Origin of the sequence: Brachybacterium timonense (assembly GCF_900258505.1) — a bacterium.
GTDB classification, from domain to species: domain Bacteria; phylum Actinomycetota; class Actinomycetes; order Actinomycetales; family Dermabacteraceae; genus Brachybacterium; species Brachybacterium timonense.
The window spans coordinates 421,433-440,568 of record NZ_LT984895.1 but is presented as its reverse complement, the minus strand read 5'-3'; the positions used below and the strand labels follow the sequence as shown (position 1 = coordinate 440,568).

Here is a 19,136-nt window from a genome sequence, read left to right as displayed (position 1 = left end):
ATGGGCGTACATGGATACCTGGAGGAACAATGCATTACCTGATCATCGGTGCTGGCCAGATCGGCACCCAGCTTGCTGGCGACCTGGTCCGAGCAGGCCATGACGTCACCGTCGTGCGCCGTTCGACTACCGCGTCGGCTACCTCGATCCGCACCATCGCCGCCGACGTGATCGACGTTGCCGCATGGGCTCCCGCCGCAGAAGGCGCCGCCGCGATCTTCCACTGCATGCATGCGCCGTATGACTCGCGGGTCTGGGCACGCGATCTGCCGCCCCGCGAGCAGGCGGTGATGGATGTCGCCGTGCGGTACAGCATCCCCGTCATCTTCCCCGAGTCGATGTACGCATTCGGCACCCATGCTCACGACCTGCACGAAGGCGCGCCGCCCGCACCGATCAGCCCGCTGGGCGAGGTCCGCGCCGATCTCCTCCGGGCGCGCGCGGCGCACCCCGCCGCCACGCTCAGCGTGGTCGGGTCGGATCTCATCGGTCCGAGCGCCGGCGCCGGCTCCGTCGCAGCCCTCACGGTCGTCGGGCCGCTCGCCGCAGGGCGAAGGGCCTGGCTGCTCGGAGCACCGGATGCCCCGCACAGCTGGACGTCGATCCCCGATCTGAGTCGTGCGATGATCCACTGCGCGCTCCATGCGGACCGACTCGCACCCGCCGGCGACGCAGTCCTCCACTGCCCCACCGCAGCCCCACGCAGCCTGCGCGAGCTCGCCGAGGACACTGCGCAGATCCTCTGCCGCCCCGCTCGCACCGCCACAGTGCCCCGCGCAGCTCTGCGTCTGGCCCGACCGTTCCATCCGATGCTGCGCGAACTGGACCGACAGCAGTACCTCTGGCGCGAGCCCTGCGTGCTTCAGCCCGGTCGGCTCATGCTCGAGGGCGAGCTCAGCCCGACGCCCTGGGAGGACGCGCTGCGGGCGATGGTCGCCCGCGTCGACGCCTAGCCGTCGACGCTCGAGACGAACAGGGCATCGGCCGCGGCCCGGCCCAGACTGATCGGTTCGTCATGGCAGTCGCAGCGGGGAACCACCACCAGGGAGTCGGAGAACGGCGCGCCGGGCGTGACCTCGAGCTCGGTGCCCACGGTGATCCCGTACTCCGCGAGGTGCTTGAGCAGTTCGGGGTCGCGATCGGAGATCCGTTCCACGACGACCCGCCCGGCCACGCCGTCGGCGCTCAGTGGGCGGGCGTCCGGCAGCCGGATCGTCCCATCGGCCGACGGGATCGGGTCCCCGTGCGGGTCCCGCTCGGGACGCCCCAGCAACGCGTCAATCCGGTCGATGAGCCGATCTGAGACAGCATGCTCGAGGTCCTCCGCCTCATCGTGCACCTCATCCCAGGTGTAGCCGAGGGTGCTGACCAGGAAGGTCTCCAGCAGCCGGTGTCGCCGCACCACGTCGAGCGCGTGGGCGCGCCCGGTGTCGGTGAGTTCGATCGACCCGTAGGGGGCATGGTGGAGCAGCTCCTTGGCGACCAGGCGGCGGATACCGTCCGACACGGAGGAGAGCCGCAGCCCCGTGTGCTCGGCGATACGCGAGACCGTGACCGGTTCATCGGACCATTCGGACAGGCTCCAGATGGCTTTGAGGTAATTCTCGGCGCTGGTGGTCAGGTCAGAGCGGGGCATGCCTCCAGCCTAAAGGTCTCCACACGTCCACGTCGTGGCTCGCGCACAGCACCGCCAGGCCGGTCTGTTCCTGGAGCCGTCCGAGCATCACCACGATCTGCCCTGCCGTCGCCGCATCGAGATGTGCTGTGATCTCGTCCGCGAGCAGCACCTCGGGCTGCGCCGCCAGCGCCCGCGCGACCGCCACCCGTTGCCGCTGCCCGCCGGAGAGCCGGTGGGGCCGACGGCACAGCAGCTCCGCCTCCAGCCCGACGCTCGCCAGCAGCTCCTCAGCTCGCTGCGCACGCTGCCCGCGAGGTACTCCGGCACGGCGCAGAGCCTGCTCGATCTGGCGCCGTACGCTCCGCGCAGGATGCAGTGTGCTGCGAGGATCCTGCGGGACCAGCTGCAGGGCGCGTCGCTGATCAACCGCCCGCCCGGTCACAGTGCCCGCCCGGCGCTCAGCGATGCCGGCGAGCGCATGCAGGAGCGTCGTCTTCCCCGCTCCTGAGCGTCCGACGAGGACCACCCCCTCGCCCGGCTGCAGCACGACATCCGGGGAGTCGATGCTCGGGCCATGCGGATGGCCGACCACCAGTCCGGCCAGCGCCAGCACGGGCTCCGCAGCCCCGCAGCAGGGCTGTGCGCGCTGCGGTGGCTGCTCGCAGCAGGACCGAGCGCGCTGCGATGTCCGCTCGGAGCAGGGCTGACCGTCGTCAGATGCACGATACGAGTCAGACGCCCGGTACGGACAGTCCGCACCGACCGTCAGCTCCTCGACGGCTGCATCTCCCCAGTCCTCGAGCGCATCGGCGTGATGATCGGTCATGACGACCGCGGCGCCGGCGCGGGCCTGCTCGGCGATGAGCTCCTTGACCCGCCGGCGGTTGAGCCGGTCGAGACCGGACAGCGGCTCATCGAGCAGCAGCAGCGGTCGTTGACGGGCCACCGCGGCGGCGAGACCCACCCGTCGCGCCTGACCGCCGGACATCGTCCCGGCACGTGCTGTCGCCAGTTCTGCCACGCCCAATGCCTCCAGCAGCTCGCCGGGGGTGCGCGCGGCCGGCCGGCGGGGTCCATCCGGTGTGGCAGCGCTGGCCTCCTGGAGGATCTGCGCGGCGGTGAGCCCTGGGTGGAGACTGGCGGCGGCATCCTGCGCCAGGTAGGAGACGGTCCGGCGCCGCCAACGGTGCAGCGCGGCCGGGGAGAGCCTCTGGGGCTGCTCACCCAGCACGACCAGGTCGCGCAGATGCTGGAGCCCCCCTACCGGGTCCTCACCGGCCAGGGCATGCAGCGCCGTGGTCTTGCCGCTGCCTGACGGCCCGCGCAGGATCAGCACCCGACCGGGGGCCGGCTCCGGGAAGGCCCAGGGCGCGCAGGACCGGTGCACAGGATCGGAGGCCTCTGCGTCCGGGGCGTCCCCGCCCGCGGTGCGCCGCCCAACGGTCGCGGCGATGGCAGCCCCCACAGCGGCGAGGCAGAGGGCCGGGGCCAGCACCGCCCACGGGTTCAGAGCCAGCCCCGGCGCGTTCTGACGGATCATCGCCGCCCAGCTGTCCGCCGCCAGCGGGGTGGAGACGCCGAGGAACACCGCAGTGCTCAGGACGAGCACTGCCTCGAGGAAGCGCAGCCGCAGCTGCGCCGCGAGCTCGGATCCGAGCGCCGGGATGACCTCCCGCACCGCGACCTGCCAACGGGTATCGCCGCTGGCCAGGGCCACCTGCACGAAGCCTGCACGGGACAGGGGCACGGCCGCGGCCAGCAGCACCTGGGCGCAGTACGGGACCCCCGCGAGGATGCAGGCCAGTAGAACCGCGCCCACGCCCCAGGAGGACAGCGAGACCATCACGGTCACCAGCAGCAGCAGTGACGGGACGAGCAGCATCGTCTCCACCCCGAAGCGGACGACGGATCGGACCCGGGCCGACAGCGTCGCCGCGGCGGCGAGCACCGCGCAGAGTCCGACGACAGCACCGCTGACCGCCGCTGCGATCAGGACGACCAGGCCGCCTCCGGTCACCGTCTGGGCGAGCACGTCACGGCCGGTGATGTCGGTGCCGAGCAGGTGCGTTGCCGATGGCGCATCGAAGGGCAGACCACCGGCTCCGTCTGACCCCTGCGGCAGCCACCCGCGCGGCACCAGGGAACCGAGGAGCACGATCGCGAGCACGACCGCGGCGAGGGCCTCTCCCCACCGTCGCGGCCCTCGGCCCGTCGTGAGGGACGGCCCCGGAACCGCGTTCGAGGACTGCGCGACGCGCACGTGCTCCGTCCCCGGCGGGATCATCGTCATGCTCATGCCTGCACTCCTGCCGCCCGGCCCGCCCTGGCGGCGAGCACATCCGACCCGGTGAGCAGCACCGCCAGCGGCACCGCCGCCACGACCGCGACCGTGCTGACCACGGGCGCGTCACGCGCTGCGATCGCGCTGGTCAGAACCGCGCCGAGCCCGGGCAGGTTGAACACCGTCTCGACCACGACGGCCCCCGAGACGAGCACACCCAGGGTCGAGACCACCGAGGCGACCATCGTCGGCATCGCGGCCGGCAGCACATGGGAGACGAGCACATGGGAGAGCGTCTCGCCGTTCAGTCTCGCCGCCTGAACGTGCGGGGCCTGCGCGGCATGATCCAGTGCGGCACGCGCCACCGTGGCGTTCCACAGCGCCGCATGCAGCGACAGCACCGCCACCGGCAGCACGTAGACGAGCGGATCGGAGGAGCCTGTCCATCCCGTCGGCAGCCACCCCAGCGTCACCCCGAAGATCGCCACCAGCACCGTGGCGTGGACGAATTCGGGGATCGCGATGGTCAGCGCGGTCAGCGGCCCGAGCGCCCGGGCCGGCAGAGACCGAGGCCGCTGGTGCGCCAGGCACGCCAGCGCCCAGGCGATGGTGGTGCCGAGGATGAGGGTCACCCCCGCCAGCAGCAGCGTGGAGGGGAGCACCCCCAGGATCAGGGGGCGGATCGGCGTCCCCTGGAGGGTGCGTCCCCAGTCGCCGGTGGCCACGTCGGCCGCCCAGCGCACGAGCTGCTCGAGCAGGGGCCTGTCCAGTCCGCGCTCGTGCGCGGCCCGGGCGAGCTCCTCCGCGGAGGCGTCGGGCCCCAGCTGGGCGCGCAGGCGCTCCCCCGGCAGGGCTGCGACCAGCAGGAACAGCCCCGCGCCGAGGAGGATCACCATGGCCAGGCGGCGCAGTGCTGCGCGAATCACCGCTGGATCCAGACCTGCTCGAGGTAGACCCGGCCGTATCCGGGCCGTCGTGGCAGGCCATGCACGGACCGGTGGTGCAGGTCGACTCCGTCGGCCACCCCCCACAGCAGATACCCGGAGTCCTCGTGGATCTCCTTCTGCATCGCCTGGGACCAGTGCGCGCGCTGCTGGGGAGCAGTGTCCTTCTCGTAGCGGGCGTAGGCCTCCTCGAATCGTGGGTTCGCCCATCCGGTCTCATTGGTGGAGGACGCCGAGGAAAGCACCTTCTGGGCGTAGAAGCTCACCGAGTCGTTGGTGCCCCAGGAGAAGTTGTAGAGGTCCTCCTTGCACCACACGGTGTCGTAGAAGGTCTGGGTGTCCTCGACCTGCACCTGGATCCTCACCCCGGCCTCGGCGGCCTGCTCCGCGAAGACCTGCGCCGACGAGACCTGCCCGTACGCCCGGTCCAGGGTGTGCAGGGTGTAGGTACGGGAGGTGTCGAAGCCCGCCTCCCGGAGCAGGGCGCGGGCCCGGGTCAGATCCTGGACACGCTGCGGGATCGCAGCGGCGTCGTACAACGGGTCGGCGGTGCCCAGCACATCGTTGGCGACCGCGCCGTATCCGCTGAGCGCCCGGGACACCAGGGCCTCGCGGTCGGCGATCAGCTTCATGGCGGTGCGCACACGGGGATCGGCGAACGGTCCGTCGGCCACGCGCATGATGATCGGCAGAGCCAGATCGTCGGGACGGCGCAGCTCGAGGATATCCTCCCGGCCCTTCACGGTGCGAGCGACAAGGGCCCCGGCGTTGGAGGCCAGATCGATCTGTCCGGCCATGAGCGCCCGCCCCATCGCGTCCGTCGTGGTGAACAGGACCACCTCGATGGCATCCAGCGGCGGCGTCGGTCCCCACCAGTGCTCATTGCGTTCGAGTCTGGCGTTGCCCTGCGAGGAGGAGACCAGGCGGAACGGCCCGGACCCGATGAACTCGCCCTCGGAGGCGGCCTTGGCCTTGACCGTGAACGTCATCATGCGCAGGAGCAGCGGCAGGTCGGCGTTGGGCGCCTCACCGACCAGCTGCACGGTGTGCCGGTCCAGCGCGGTGATGCCCTCGACAGGCACCGGGACCTTGAAGGCATTGGCCGGGTCCTTGCGCAGACGCTGCAGCGAGAAGACGAGGTCGTCGGCCGTCACCGGGGTTCCGTCCCAGAAGGCCGCCTTCTCCTGGAGGGAGAACACCCAGGTCTTCCCACCGTCCGGGGTGGTCCAGGATGCGGCCTGGCGTGGCTGCACATTGGTGTCCTCACCGGGGATCGTCAGGGGGTCGAAGGCCAGCGACATGATGAGGAAGTCGGAGTCGTTGCCGAGCAGGCCGTGCGGGTCCTGCATGAGCTTGGAGCGGTCTCCGATGGCGCCCACGCGCAGGACGCCGCCGCGCTGGACGGGCCCGTCGGAGGCGGCGGAGCGCTCACGGTCCCGTGCAGAACGGCCGCAGGAGCTCAGCGCACTGAAGGAGGCGAGGGCGGTGCCGCCCAGCAGGGTGCGCCTCGTGAGAGCGAGGTCGGCTCGTGCGCGCATCGGTCAGCCCCTCGATCCGGGGGCCGACGGGGCGGCGCCGAAGCGTCGGGCGGCGAGCACCCGGTCGTCTCCGTACTGCCAGATGGTGCCGACATCGGCGAAGCCCGCCTCGCGCAGCGCCTGCTCGTAGTGGTGCAGACGCGCAGGGCCGTGCTCGCCGTGGCGGTCCTCGAGCACGCCGTCGCGAGCGGCCAGGTGGGCGGCGAACTCGGGGACCTCGGCCACGGCCTCCCACCACTGCTGCCAGTCCTCGTTCTCGTGCACGCCGCAGCGTTCGGCGTCCAGGCCCGCGAGGCGGATGGTGAAGGCGTCGAACAGGGCCTGCTTGGACTCGTGGTAGATGTGGTCGCCGTCGAGGACGAGCCCGCCCGGCGCGGTGTACGCGCCGAGGGACCGCAGAAGCCGCTGCAGGTCAGGGTGCTGCATCCAGTGCAGGGCGGTGGTGGAGACCCAGGCGTGGACGGGTTCGGGAAGCTCGGGGCGGTCGAGCACGTCCGGGGCCCGGAGGTCGGCCTGGACCAGCCGCAGCCGGTCCGGCGCGAGCCCTGCCTCCTCACGAGCGGCGTCGGCCAGCCCGAGCAGGAACGGATCAGCGTCGACGCCGATGATCCGCACCCCGGGGATCCGATCGAGCAGGTGCAGGGCGAGGGACCCGGGGCCGACGCCGAGGTCGACGATCAACGGATCGGGACGCTTGATGTCGAGGGTGAGTGCATCAGTGATCACCTCGAAGCGTTCCGTGCGCCGCGGCAGGTACCGCTGCTGCTGCGCATCCCACCGAGCGCGCCAGCGGCGGGCGATCCGGGGAGGGATCGGCGGCAGGCCGGCGGGGCCGACGGTGAGCGGCGTGGGGTGTTGTGGCGTGGGGTCGTTCGGCGAGGGGGTCATGGCGCTCCGGACTCGATCGCTTGACGGGTCCACCAGACCCGTCCCTACTAAGGTTAGGCAAACCTAAGCCGATGCCCCTCATTTACGCAACTTCGTTCATGCGTAAATGAGGGGCATCCTGCCGCACCCACCCGTCGCCCCTCAGACCCGCCTGCTCCTCCGACGACGCAGCCCCGCCAGCAGCGCCAGCACGAACGCTCCTGCCTGACACAGGACCACGAGCCCGCCGGGTGATGCGTCGGCCCAGAAGCTGATGTAGAGCCCGAGAGCCGAGCAGGCGATCGCCAGCAGCGGCGCGATCACCAGTATCCTGCCGAAGCTGTCAGTGAGCAGACGCGCTGTGGCGCCGGGGATGATCAGCATCGCCACGATGAGCACCACACCGACGACCTGCAGAGCGACCACGGACGTCAGGGCGAGCAGCGCAAGCAGCAGTGCGCCGAGGCGTCTGGGCGACAGCCCGATGGCGTGGGCGTGCCCGGGATCGAAGGCATACAGCACGAGGTCACGTCGACGCAGGAGCAGCACACCGATCACGACGGCCGCCAGCACCACCACCTGTAGCAGGTCGAGGGAGGAGACCCCCAGGACGTTGCCGAAGACGATGTGCGTGAGGTTCGTCTGGCTCGGGGTGATGGAGATGAGGACGAGCCCGATCGAGAACAGGGTGGTGAACACGATGCCGATGGCGGCATCCTCTTTGACTCGGTTCGTGCCCTGGACACATCCGATCAGACCGACGGCGAAGAACCCAGCGATGATGGCCCCTACCGCGAAGGGGGCGCCGACGATATAGGCGATCACCACCCCGGGGAGGACAGCGTGGGAGACGGCGTCCCCCATGAGGGACCATCCGATGAGAACCAGCCAGCAGGACAGCAGCGCACACGCTGCCGCGGCGATGCAGGTCGTGACCAGTGCACGCACCATGAAGTCGTACATCAGCGGCTCAGTGTGCCAGGTCAGCGCGGTCATGCGGCGCCGCCCCCGGTCAGCACGTCCAGCCCGAACGCGGTCGCGAGACGTTCAGGCTCGAGCGCCTCGTGCACCGACCCATGGAACAGGACGGTGCGCAGCAGGAGGACGGCATCATCGGCCAGCTGCGGCAGCGCATGCAGATCGTGCGTGGAGATCAGGATGCTCCGGCCAGATGAGGCCAGCTCCCGCAGCAGACGCACGATCGTGGCCTCACTGCGTTTGTCGACCCCGGCGAAAGGCTCGTCCAGCAGCAGAAGGCTCGCCCCCTGGGCGATGGCACGGGCGAGGAAGGCACGCTTGCGCTGACCACCGGAGAGCTGACCAATCTGCCGGCCGGCCAGATCGGACAGCTCCACCCGCTCGAGCGCCTCGGCCACAGCGGCGCGGTCCGCCGCCCGCGGTCGTCGCGTGAGGCCAAGGGCCCCGTAGCGCCCCATCATCACGACGTCGCGCACGCTAATCGGGAACGTCGGGTCGATGTCCTCGCTCTGCGGCATATAGCCGATGAGACCGTGCGCGCGGGCCGCCGAGACGGAGTGCCCGAGCAGCTCGATCTCCCCCTCATCAGGCCTGACCATGCCGGTGAGGGCCTTGAGGAGGGTGGATTTCCCGGAGCCGTTCATCCCGACCAGACCGGTCACCCGCCCAGGAGCGATGGAGAGTGAGGCGGACTCCAGGGCCAGCACGTCGCCGTAGCGGACGGTGACCCCGCGCGCCGCGATCGCCGGGGCGGAGGGCATGGATTCAGGACTCCTTCCCGGTGAGACCGGCGACGATGACATCGGCGTCGTGGCGGATGAGATCGAGGTAGGTCGGGACCGGACCGCCGGCATCGGACAGGGAGTCCACATACAGGGTTCCGCCGAAGCGCGCACCGCTGTCATGTGCCACCTGCTGCATCGGCTTGTCCGAGACGGTGGACTCGCAGAACACGGCTGGCACCTTGTTCTCCTTCACGAAGGTGGTGGGTCAAGTCCCTGGAAGTGGTGTAGCGATCCTTCGCTGGGAGGGGTCAGGCTGTCAGTGCGGGCAGGGAGCTTGCGGTGACCTCCTCGGTGCTGGTGTCGGGGACGAGGTTGAGGCGGCAGCGGGCGAGGACGTCGAGTCCGAGATAGCGTCGCCCTTCGGCCCATTCGTCGGTCTGTTCGGCCAGGACCGCGCCGACGAGGCGGACGATCGCCTCGNCCTCCTCGGTGCTGGTGTCGGGGACGAGGTTGAGGCGGCAGCGGGCGAGGACGTCGAGTCCGAGATAGCGTCGCCCTTCGGCCCATTCGTCGGTCTGTTCGGCCAGGACCGCGCCGACGAGGCGGACGATCGCCTCGCGGGTGGGGAAGATACCGACGGAGTCGGTGCGGCGTCGGATCTCTTTGTTCAGTCGCTCGGTGGGGTTGTTTGACCAGATCTGCACCCACACGTCCTTGGGGAACGCCGTGAACGCGAGCAGATCAGCACGCGCGGCATCGAGGTGCTCTGCCACGGCCGGGAGCTTCTCGCCGACGTAGTCCAGCAGCCTGTCGAACTGGGCGTTGACCGCTGCTGCATCGGGCTGGTCATAGACGCTGTGCAGCATCGCCTTCACCGCAGGCCACATGCTCTTGGGCGTGACGGCCATGAGGTTCGCGGCGTAGTGGGTGCGGCATCGCTGCCAGGCTGCGCCAGGCAGATGCGCAGCGATCGCCTCAACCAGCCCGGCATGGGCGTCGCTGGTGACCAGGCGGACCCCGGAAAGGCCGCGGGCGACGAGGTCGGCGAAGAACCCGTTCCATGCAGCTGCGGTCTCGGAGGTGGCCACCCGCATGCCGAGGACCTCGCGGTGCCCATCGCCGTTCACGCCGGTCGCGAGCAGGACGACGGCATTGATCACGCGCCCACCTTCGCGGACTTTCATCGTCAGCGCGTCGGCGGAGACGAAGGTGAAGGGGCCGGCCTCGTCCAGGGGGCGGTGGCGGAACTGTTCGACGTGCTCGTCCAACGACGCCGCCATCCTGCTGACCTGCGACTTCGAGAGGCTGTTGATGCCGAGGGTCTTGACGAGCTTGTCCATGCGGCGGGTGGAGACACCGGCGAGGTAGCAGTCCGCGACGACTGTGATCAGGGCTGATTCGGCGCGTTTGCGCCGCTCGAGCAGCCACTCGGGGAAGTAGGTGCCGGTGCGGAGCTTGGGGACGGCGACGTTGATCGTGCCGACGCGGGTGTCGAGGTCGCGGTGACGGTAGCCGTTGCGCTGAGCGGTCCGGTCCGGGCTGGGTCGGCCGTACTCGGCGCCGGTGACGGCATCAGCGTCCGCGGAGAGTAGGGCGTTGATCACGTCCTGCAGCAGGCTGCGCATCAGATCCGGGGACGCTTCGGCCAGGGCTTCACCGAGCAGGCCGTGAGGGTCGACAATATGGGGAGCGGTCATCGTGATGACTCCGTTCGAGGATTCTGTGGAAGGTTGACTCGAAGGATCACACGGTGACCGCGTCCCCGTCCGGGACGATCACAGGGCCACCGCGCTACACCACTATGCGGGACTCAACTTGCACCCGGGGATCGAGTGCGTCCCATTCCTGTCTGGTGGGGCCTGAGAACCCCAGCCGGACGACTGGATCTCGGGCCTTTCGCATGCCTATCCGATAGCTGGTCTTTCCGGCTAGCGCCCGTTGGGGCCGGGACCTTAATAGCTCAAAAGCGGCTGCCCGGGCCGCGGGCGTGATCTCGGGGGTTCCTGCTAATGGCGGCGCCGCACGCAACTGCGAGCAGCAGGACGGGCAGGCTCGGCCGTTCTTCGATCGCGGACGAGAGCGTGTCCGACGAGAGCCGCGCAGCCGGCACCGAGCGACCGGTCGACCCCATGCTCCCGCAGTGAATCACTTGCCAAATACCCCCGGGGGGTATAGAACTGAGGCGAGCAACGATAGTTTCCGCCGCTGCTGCACCCTCTAATCCGAGGAGTACCTCATGAGCCCCGAGACACTTCGACCCCTGCCGATGGCTTCCACCGGCTGTTCCTGCTGCGCCACCGCCCCGGTGGAGGACCGCGCCGCTGCTGAGGCGACTGCGACGTCCGCGGCCGAGACCACGACGTATCCGGTGCGGGGCATGACCTGTGGTCACTGCGCCGACAGCGTGACCACGGCAATCACCGTTCTCGAGGGCGTGGAGGAAGTACGGATCGACCTGGCGCCCGGTGGGATCTCCACCGTGACCGTGGCCGGAGCTGCCGCACCGGCCGCCGTCCGCGCCGCCGTCGCGGAGGCCGGCTACACCGTGGCCGACGCCTGACCCACCCCGGCAACACCCAGCCCCGTCCGGGGCCTTGCGGAAGGGACACCATGAGCACCCCCCACCACCACCGCCACGACCACCCGGTTACCCCCGAACCCGACCACGCCGGGCACGACATGGCCCAGCACGGGCATCACCGCGGCACGGGCCCACACGGCCCGTCGGACGCTCCGCCGGGCGGGGACCGTCATGGCGGCTACGACGCCGAGCAGATGGCGCACGAGGGGCATGCCCTGCCGACCGCCACGCACACCGGCCATGACATGACCGGGCACGGTGAGCACGACATGGCGGGCCACGAGCACCACGACCCGCACGCGGGGCACGACATGTCGGGTCACGGGGGCCATGCGGGTCATGGTGATCACGTGGGGATGTTCCGTCGGCTGTTCTGGATCATGCTCGTCCTTGCTATCCCGACGGTACTGCTGAACGGGATGTTCGCTGACCTGCTCGGCTATGCGCTGCCGGACGCGGCCTGGGTGCCGTGGGTCTCGCCGGTCCTGGGCACGGTCATGTACCTGTGGGGTGGTCGACCGTTCCTGACCGGAGCGATCGAGGAGATCCGGGACCGCAAGCCCGGCATGATGCTCCTGATCGGGATGGCGATCACGGTCGCCTTCGTCTCCTCGCTCGGCGCCAGCCTCGGACTGCTCTCCCACGAGCTCGATTTCTGGTGGGAGCTCGCCCTCCTGATCGTGATCATGCTGCTGGGCCACTGGCTCGAGATGCGCTCCCTCGCGCAGACCTCCTCCGCGCTGGATTCCCTGGCCGCGCTCCTGCCCGACCAGGCCGAGAAGATCGAGGGCGAGGACATCGTCGCGGTTTCCCCGGCCGAGCTGCAGCTCGGAGACGTCGTGATCGTGCGACCCGGTGGCCGGGTCCCGGCCGACGGGGAAGTCGTCGATGGTGGCGCCGACGTCGACGAGTCGATGATCACCGGCGAGTCCAGCCCCGTGCGTCGCGAGATCGGTGATCAGGTCGTCGCCGGCACGGTGGCCACGGACAACGCGCTGCGCGTGCGCGTCACCGCGATCGGTGAGGACACCGCCCTGTCGGGCATCCAGCGCCTGGTCGCCAACGCCCAATCCTCCACGACCCGGGCCCAGCTGCTCGCGGACAGAGCCGCCGGCTGGCTGTTCTGGTACGCGCTGATCGCGGCGATCGTCACCGCGATCGTGTGGACAGTCGTCGGGGTGCCCGAGAGTGCGCTGGTCCGCGCGATCACCGTTCTGGTCATCGCCTGCCCTCATGCGCTGGGTCTGGCGATCCCGCTGGTGGTGTCCATCTCGACCGAGCGGGCCGCGAAGGGCGGCGTCCTGGTCAAGGAGCGTGCCGCCCTGGAGCGGATGCGCACCATCGACACCGTCCTGTTCGACAAGACGGGCACGCTGACTAAGGGCGAGCCCGCCCTGAACCACGTCACCACCGTCGGCACCCTGGGCGAGGACGAGCTGCTCGCGCTGGCCGCCGCGGCCGAGGCCGACAGCGAGCACCCGCTCGCCCGCGCCATCACCGCCGCTGCCGCAGAACGCGGACTCGACGTGCCGCGCGCTACCGAGTTCCAGTCCACCACCGCGGTCGGCGTCAGCGCGACCGTGGACGGGCGCACCGTCCAGGTCGGCGGTCCCAACCTGCTGGCCGAGCACGGTCACCAGCCGCTGCCGGCGACCGGGTCGTGGTCCGCGGACGGAGCGATCGTCCTCCATGTCCTCCTCGACGGGCAGGTCACGGGAGCGATCGGCCTGGCCGACGAAGTGCGCCAGGAATCCCGTGAGGCCGTCGATGCCCTGCACGAGCTGGGAATCCGCGTCGTCATGATCACGGGCGATGCCCAGCCCGTTGCCCGCGCCGTGGCCGGCGAGCTCGGTATCGACCAGGTCTTCGCCCAGGTGCGCCCGGAGCACAAGAGCGAGAAGGTCCTCGAGCTCCAGCACGACGGACGAGCCGTGGCGATGGTCGGCGACGGCGTCAACGATGCCCCCGCCCTCGCGCAGGCCGACGTCGGCATCGCGATCGGTGCCGGCACCGACGTCGCGATCGCCTCCGCCGGCGTGATCCTGGCCTCCGACGATCCCCGCTCGGTACTCTCGGTGATCCAGCTCTCCCGTGCCAGTTACCGCAAGATGAAGCAGAACCTGTGGTGGGCTGCCGGGTACAACATCGCCGCCGTTCCGCTGGCCGCCGGTGTCCTGGCGCCGATCGGATTCGTACTGCCCATGTCGGTCGGCGCGATCCTGATGTCGTTGTCCACTGTCGTTGTGGCCTTGAATGCGCAGATGCTGCGCCGACTGGATCTGACCCCTGCCAAGAGCGCGGCGCGCCTGGCCGGCCGCGAGAGCTCGACCTCGGTGTCGACGACCCAGTCTTCGAGCCGCGCGGGCTCGGCCAGCTCCCGGTCGGACTCGAGCAGGACCTCCACGGCGCCCAGGAACGGAGATCAGACTGGAGCCCATGAGGAGTGAATCGGCTCGAGCTGCAGCGACGGTTCTCGTTGTCGAAGACGAAGTCGCGCTCTCGGACGTCGTGCAGGCATACCTCGTGAAGGCCGGCTACGCCACGAGAAGCGCGCGAAGCGGTCCGGAGGCGGTGGAGGTAGCCCGCGCCTTGTCACCGGACGTGATCATCCTCGATCTCGGCCTGCCTGGCCTCGATGGCTTGGAGGTGATGAGGAGGATCCGCGCCTTCTCCGACTGCTACGTGCTGATCACGACGGCGCGATCAGAGGAGGTTGATCGCCTGGTGGGCCTGTCGGTGGGTGCGGATGACTACCTCACCAAACCGTTCAGCGTGCGTGAACTTGTCGCCCGGGTCCAGGCCGTGCTGCGGCGGCCCCGCGGCGAGCCCGGGACCGCTCCTTCGGGCACCGTGCGCGCATTCGGAGAGCTTGAGCTCGATACGGCCGCCCAGGAGGTGCGGCTCGCTGGCCAACCAGTCCCGCTGACCCCCACCGAAAGGGGACTGCTTATGACCCTGGCCCGTCGGCCGGGCCAGGTCTTCAGCCGCCACCAGCTGATGGAAGCCGTCTGGGGTGATACCTGGATCGGAGATGACCATCTCGTCGATGTGCATATTGCCAACCTGCGACGAAAACTGGACGAGACAGCGGGTTCGGCACGGTATGTCACCACGGTCCGCGGTATCGGGTACCGGATGGGGAAGGGGTGACGGCGTGACTGATCCCCGCTCATCGGCCAGAACGATCCGCCCCGGCACGAGCCTCGCCTCACGTTTGATGATCGGCCAGCTCATCGTGCTGTGTGTGTGCCGGCGCCGTCAGCATCACCGCTCTGACGGTGATGATCGGACCCGCCGTCTTCCACTATCACCTGCTCCAGACTGCTCTTCCGGTGGGCAGTGCTGAGATTCTGCATATCGAGCGCGCCTACCGTGACGCCCTCGCCCTCGCCCTCGGGGTCGGACTGGTGGTCTCCCTCCTAGCGGCAGGCCTGGTCTCCTGGAGACTGGCGCGACGACTCCGGCAGACACTCCACCGCCTCACCCTGGCCGTGGACGAACTCTCCCGAGGCCACTACTCCACTCGGGTGCCCGCCCTCGGCGCGGGAACCGAGCTGGACTCTCTGGCCGCCACGCTCAACGACATGGCTGCACGCCTAGATGCCGTCGAAGAGAATCGCCGCCGGCTGCTCTCTGACCTCGCCCACGAGCTACGTACTCCCATTGCTACTCTCTCGGCACATCACGAGGCGATGGCTGATGGTGTCATCGAGCCGGAGGCGGCCATGCCCATCCTTGCCGGTCAGACCATACGCCTGTCCCGGCTGGCCGACGACATCAGCGAGGTGTCCCGTGCCGAAGAGGGACAGCTCCCGGTGGAACTGCGGCCCACGTCGGTCCGCGACCTGCTGGACTCAACACTCCAGGAATGGGAGGAGAGGTTTGAGGCAGCGGGTGTGGCATTGCGACGAGATTTCGTTATGCGCCGCTCCCCGATCATTCACGCCGACCCGGACCGCCTCGCCCAGGTACTCGGAAACCTCCTGAGCAATGCCCTGCGGCACACCTCGCCCGGGGGCGCCGTCACTCTCTCAGCGCTCACCACCGGCGACGTGGTGGAGATCGCGGTGTCCGACGACGGTGAGGGTTTCACCGCGCGTGACCAGGCGCGGCTGTTCGAACGCTTCTTCCGCGCCGACAGCGCTCGCACCCGCGAAAACTCCGGCTCGGGAATCGGCTTGACGATCAGTCGTGCCCTCGTGGATGCGCACGGCGGGACCATGGCTGCCGCCAGTGAGGGGCCCGGGCGGGGAGCCGTCTTCACCATCCGGCTTCCTCGAGCGACCGTTGAACGCTGATCCTCGAGAGCAGCACCCTTAGACGATCGTGGTGAAGGTGCCGATCTGGACCTGCAGGAGCGCCATCCACTGCTCCCACACCCCGGAGACCAACAGCAGCCCGATGGTGATCAGGACGGACCCGCCGACGATCTGAAGCGTGCGGCGATGCCGGGACAGCATCTTGGAGATTCCTAGGGCGCGCCGGAACACGAGGGCGAAGAGGATGAACGTGATCCCGAGCAGCGGGGCGCCGGTAAGTCCGGCATCGGGGCGCTTCCGGATCCGTTTCTCACCGGACAGGCGGGGGAAGATTCCCACGAACACCAGGCCCATGAGGATCACCAGCACTCCGGAGATCCGATTGATCGCGCTGGTGTACTGGATCACCAATGACCCGAGTTCACCGACGAATCCTCCGATGACCAGGAATACCGCAGTGAACCCGGCGACGAACAGCACAGCGCCGGTGACCAGGCGCCATGGCCGTTCCCCGGGATCGCCGGTGCGGGGCAGCCCGGCGCTTCCTCCGGTGAGCCCGGTGATGTATCCGAGGTAGCCGGGGACCACCGGAAGCACGCACGGCGAGAGGAACGCGACCAGACCGGCCACCATCGACAGCAGCAGGGCTGCGGCCAGGGATCCGCTCAGCACGGTGGTGCGAACAGTTCACCCATCAGGCGGCCTCCGCTAGCACGGCATCCAAGAGGCTCTCTAGGGTGCTCTGATCGGCTGCGCCCGCGATCCGGGCGGCTACTCGTCCTTCAGCATCGAGAATCAAAGTCGTGGGGCGGCGTTGGGCGAGACGCTGCCGTCCATGGACGCGATCACCGCCCCGTCGGTGTCGGGGATCGAGGGGTAGGTGATGCCGAAGGTCTCCTCGAACGCGGCGGCGGGCCCGGCCTTGTCGCGCGTGTTCACGCCCACGAATTCCACTCCCAGGGCGCTGTACTCGGAGTGCACGGCCTTCAGCGCCGGTGCTTCGACCCGGCACGGCGGACACGACGCATACCAGACGTTGATCAGCAAGGGTGCACCGCGCAGCGCCGTGGAGTTGAAGTCGTCGCCGTCGTAGGTGGTTCCCCGAATCTCCAGAGGATCGGCGCGTCCCTCCGGGGAATCTCGACGACGCCACCATCGCCGGAGACGTACCCGGCGTTCGCCTCGCGGCGTCCGAAGAACTGCTGCACGCCGCAAGAAGAGGCGCGAGGACGAGCAGGCTCCTGCCCAGTCGGAGCGTGGTCCGACGACTCAGGCGTGATGTCACGCTCCGCCCAGTTGGGCCGACCACCGAATGCCAGAAGGCGGACCGGGTGCTTCGCCTGCTCACGTCAGCTGGAGACTAGTCAGACAGGTCAGATCATCCTCCGCCTGGGTCGAGATGGACGCGGTCCCCGTGTAGTCCTCGAGGGTGCACGTGAGCTCCGCGGTGATCCCGCGCGGTAGCCAGAGACCGAGGAACCCGTTGTCGTGCGTGGTGTGAGTGCCGTCCTCAAGGACCTCGCCCGAGCTGCTGTCGACCACGCTCACGGAGATCTCGCGGTTGCGCAGTTCTCCAAGGCACGTGGTCAGGCTGTGGAAGGCGCACTCGTGGGTGGTCTCGACAAACGGGGCCACCGACAAGTAGAACTGGTCCTCGGGAAGGGGCAACTCGGCCTCGCGCCCTGCATCGTCACTGAGCTGAAGGGATCTCGCGGTGACGCTGGCGATCAGGTTCTGCGGTCGCTCAGCCACCGGGAGCGCTTCAAGCTGGTCGATGATCTCCTGTGCGTCGGCGTCAGCGAACCCATGTTCCCGGAGCAGGTCCTCACCTCCCGTGACGGGAGCGTCCTCAGCTCCGCGGGTCCCACAGCCAGCGACCACGAACGGGAGCAGTCCGACACCGATCAAGAGTGATCGTCGGTGCAGCTGGCCGGTCCCGCGGCGGGATCCACCGCCGGAGGGACCCAACGCGCTATGCGGTCTTGCCGGGGAGTTCACTGGAGGGCCTCGATCTCGCTCTCGACGACCCACTTGTGGTTCGTCATCATCATCCCGTCGGCTTCGTAATCGACCATGTACACGGTCTCCTCGGTGGCACTGTCGATGGTGGCCTCAGCACCCTCCATACCCGCCATGTGATCGGCGGTGATCACCACCTCGGTGCCCTCCGCCAGCGGTGCCTCGCCCGGGTCCTCGAGCTCCTCGTGAACCACCCACTTGTGGTCAGTGACCGGCTCACCGCCATCGGTCGGCGTGAAGCTGACCGAGTAGGTCGTGGTGTCGAAGGCGCCCGAGATCGTCGCCGTCGCCCCCTCCATGCCCTCCATGTGGTCCGCCGTGAGCGTCACCTCCGTGCCGACCGGGAACTCGGGATCCTCCGCAGACGCCATACCTTCGGGCGCAGGGCCGCCATCCATCGGGTGCTCCATGCCGCCGTGGCTGCCTCCATCGGACGCCTCCAACGCTTCTGACTCGCCCGGCGTCTGACTCTCCTCAGACCCGCTGTCGGTGCAGCCGGCAAGCACAATCGCACCGGTGACGACGACGGCCGCGAGACGGCCGAGAGAGCGACGAGAACGCATGATTTCTCCTAGTCAGGGGATGCTTTGTACCAGCCTATGACCCCTAGATCAAGGTCTCCTCAAGGTCAGATCTTGACTTCTTGAGCACAACGTTGACCAGTCATTCCGCATTGCCTCCAAACGAGTGGGTCAGCTCGGCGACCTCAGCCTCCAGCTGTTCCTCTCGGGAGGATGGTCCGGACCTGCCGTCCACCAGGGCGGCCTTGCTGGCTTCCAGGAACTCGGCCTTCCACCGTCCGATGGACTGCTCACTGACTTTCTCCTTGCGTGCCGCTTCGGCGATGGACATCTCGCCGGCCAGCACGCTCAGCACTATCCGGGTCTTCTCCGCCGGAATCGAGGGTGGTCTACCCGTGTCTGACTCTCCTTCAGGACCTACATAACGGCCCTGCCACTAAGTCTGACGCGCGACAGTCTCTCTGCCCGAAGCCTCGAGCAACAGGACAACTCCCACAATGACTGGACCTACAAAAGGGGGTCAGGCCACCTCGACGAGGATCTCGTCCCGAACGCTACGCGCGGAGGCCGGCCTGACCTTGGAGGCGCGGTATCCGCGGGAGGTGATGAACCCACATTCTGTCGCACCGAGGATGCGACAGATGGCCTCGACCCCGAACTGCTCGCGATGCATATCGATGAACGCGATCATTTCGTTGTGGGGCGGTCGAGTTCCGCTGCGAAAAACGCAGAGGCGGCTTTCAGGATCTCGTGAGCGCGCCGGGCTTCGGCAAGCTCACGCTTGAGCCGACGATTCTCCTCCTCG

At 68.9% G+C, this 19,136-nt stretch carries 18 protein-coding genes, 2 pseudogenes and 1 other annotated feature; of the genes and pseudogenes, 5 read left to right on the top strand and 15 right to left on the bottom strand.

The features are described 5' to 3' along the window. Positions 1-29 precede the first annotated feature (29 nt). Entirely contained in the window at positions 30-953 is a 924-nt protein-coding gene (locus C8271_RS01880; protein WP_106505882.1) for an NAD-dependent epimerase/dehydratase family protein, read from the top strand. Here C8271_RS01880 and C8271_RS01875 read toward each other — a convergent pair. The 9 genes and pseudogenes from C8271_RS01875 to C8271_RS01830 form a co-directional block, all read right to left on the bottom strand. After that, the gene (locus C8271_RS01875; protein ID WP_106505881.1) at positions 950-1,636 is read right to left on the bottom strand and encodes a metal-dependent transcriptional regulator; all 687 of its coding nucleotides are present in this window, start codon (positions 1,634-1,636) and stop codon (positions 950-952) included. The genes C8271_RS01880 and C8271_RS01875 overlap by 4 nt on opposite strands. Next, on the bottom strand, positions 1,623-3,914 hold the full coding sequence (locus C8271_RS01870; protein ID WP_106505880.1) for an ATP-binding cassette domain-containing protein: 2,292 nt from the start codon (positions 3,912-3,914) through the stop codon (positions 1,623-1,625). Before C8271_RS01870 ends, C8271_RS01875 begins: the two co-directional genes overlap by 14 nt. Continuing rightward, positions 3,911-4,825: an ABC transporter permease gene (locus tag C8271_RS01865; protein ID WP_106505879.1), complete on the bottom strand. Its 915-nt coding sequence runs from the start codon at positions 4,823-4,825 to the stop codon at positions 3,911-3,913. The genes C8271_RS01870 and C8271_RS01865 overlap by 4 nt, the downstream gene beginning before the upstream one ends. Then, the gene (locus tag C8271_RS01860; protein WP_106505878.1) at positions 4,822-6,381 is read right to left on the bottom strand and encodes an ABC transporter substrate-binding protein; all 1,560 of its coding nucleotides are present in this window, start codon (positions 6,379-6,381) and stop codon (positions 4,822-4,824) included. Before C8271_RS01860 ends, C8271_RS01865 begins: the two co-directional genes overlap by 4 nt. Before the next feature lie 3 nt (positions 6,382-6,384). Next, complete coding sequence (locus C8271_RS01855) at positions 6,385-7,269, bottom strand: class I SAM-dependent methyltransferase (RefSeq protein WP_212591313.1); 885 nt, start codon at positions 7,267-7,269, stop codon at positions 6,385-6,387. A gap of 141 nt (positions 7,270-7,410) precedes the next feature. Further along, complete coding sequence (locus C8271_RS01850) at positions 7,411-8,244, bottom strand: metal ABC transporter permease (protein ID WP_106505877.1); 834 nt, start codon at positions 8,242-8,244, stop codon at positions 7,411-7,413. Further along, positions 8,241-8,987, bottom strand: a complete 747-nt coding sequence (locus C8271_RS01845) for a metal ABC transporter ATP-binding protein (RefSeq protein ID WP_106505876.1) — start codon at positions 8,985-8,987, stop codon at positions 8,241-8,243. The genes C8271_RS01850 and C8271_RS01845 overlap by 4 nt, the downstream gene beginning before the upstream one ends. A gap of 4 nt (positions 8,988-8,991) precedes the next feature. Then, positions 8,992-9,207: pseudogene (locus C8271_RS01840) on the bottom strand (metal ABC transporter solute-binding protein, Zn/Mn family); the annotation flags it as partial. A 52-nt stretch (positions 9,208-9,259) separates the two neighbouring features. Continuing rightward, the gene (locus tag C8271_RS01830; RefSeq protein WP_245920746.1) at positions 9,260-10,648 is read right to left on the bottom strand and encodes an IS256 family transposase; all 1,389 of its coding nucleotides are present in this window, start codon (positions 10,646-10,648) and stop codon (positions 9,260-9,262) included. Between the two features lie 539 nt (positions 10,649-11,187). On the opposite strand from C8271_RS01830, the gene C8271_RS01825 reads away from it, so the two are divergent. From C8271_RS01825 to C8271_RS01810, 4 genes are all read left to right on the top strand, one after another. After that, positions 11,188-11,511: a cation transporter gene (locus C8271_RS01825; RefSeq protein ID WP_017824292.1), complete on the top strand. Its 324-nt coding sequence runs from the start codon at positions 11,188-11,190 to the stop codon at positions 11,509-11,511. A gap of 50 nt (positions 11,512-11,561) precedes the next feature. Beyond that, positions 11,562-13,979 carry a heavy metal translocating P-type ATPase gene (locus C8271_RS01820; RefSeq protein WP_106505874.1) on the top strand — a complete coding sequence of 806 codons (2,418 nt, stop codon included), beginning with the start codon at positions 11,562-11,564 and terminating at the stop codon, positions 13,977-13,979. Beyond that, the gene (locus tag C8271_RS01815; protein WP_106505873.1) at positions 13,969-14,682 is read left to right on the top strand and encodes a response regulator transcription factor; all 714 of its coding nucleotides are present in this window, start codon (positions 13,969-13,971) and stop codon (positions 14,680-14,682) included. Before C8271_RS01820 ends, C8271_RS01815 begins: the two co-directional genes overlap by 11 nt. 131 nt (positions 14,683-14,813) lie before the next feature. Continuing rightward, positions 14,814-15,830 carry a sensor histidine kinase gene (locus tag C8271_RS01810; RefSeq protein WP_245921160.1) on the top strand — a complete coding sequence of 339 codons (1,017 nt, stop codon included), beginning with the start codon at positions 14,814-14,816 and terminating at the stop codon, positions 15,828-15,830. 18 nt (positions 15,831-15,848) lie between these two features. Here C8271_RS01810 and C8271_RS01805 read toward each other — a convergent pair whose 3' ends face one another. The 6 genes and pseudogenes from C8271_RS01805 to C8271_RS14405 all read right to left on the bottom strand — a co-directional run. Further along, complete coding sequence (locus tag C8271_RS01805; RefSeq protein WP_106505872.1) at positions 15,849-16,463, bottom strand: cytochrome c biogenesis CcdA family protein; 615 nt, start codon at positions 16,461-16,463, stop codon at positions 15,849-15,851. 123 nt (positions 16,464-16,586) lie between these two features. Continuing rightward, positions 16,587-16,838, bottom strand: a complete 252-nt coding sequence (locus C8271_RS14050) for a TlpA disulfide reductase family protein (protein WP_245920743.1) — start codon at positions 16,836-16,838, stop codon at positions 16,587-16,589. A gap of 297 nt (positions 16,839-17,135) precedes the next feature. Further along, entirely contained in the window at positions 17,136-17,699 is a 564-nt protein-coding gene (locus C8271_RS01795) for a CueP family metal-binding protein (RefSeq protein WP_106505871.1), read from the bottom strand. An 86-nt stretch (positions 17,700-17,785) separates the two neighbouring features. Continuing rightward, positions 17,786-18,373 carry a YdhK family protein gene (locus C8271_RS01790; protein ID WP_106505870.1) on the bottom strand — a complete coding sequence of 196 codons (588 nt, stop codon included), beginning with the start codon at positions 18,371-18,373 and terminating at the stop codon, positions 17,786-17,788. A 100-nt stretch (positions 18,374-18,473) separates the two neighbouring features. Then, positions 18,474-18,710, bottom strand: coding sequence for a helix-turn-helix domain-containing protein (locus tag C8271_RS01785; protein ID WP_138774502.1), 237 nt, complete (start codon positions 18,708-18,710; stop codon positions 18,474-18,476). Positions 18,711-18,958: 248 nt separating this feature from the next. Next, positions 18,959-19,061, bottom strand: a sequence feature (AL1L pseudoknot). Further along, positions 18,960-19,117: pseudogene (locus C8271_RS14405) on the bottom strand (IS3-like element IS3501 family transposase); the annotation flags it as partial. Its footprint overlaps the feature before it by 102 nt. Between the last annotated feature and the right edge of the window lie 19 nt (positions 19,118-19,136).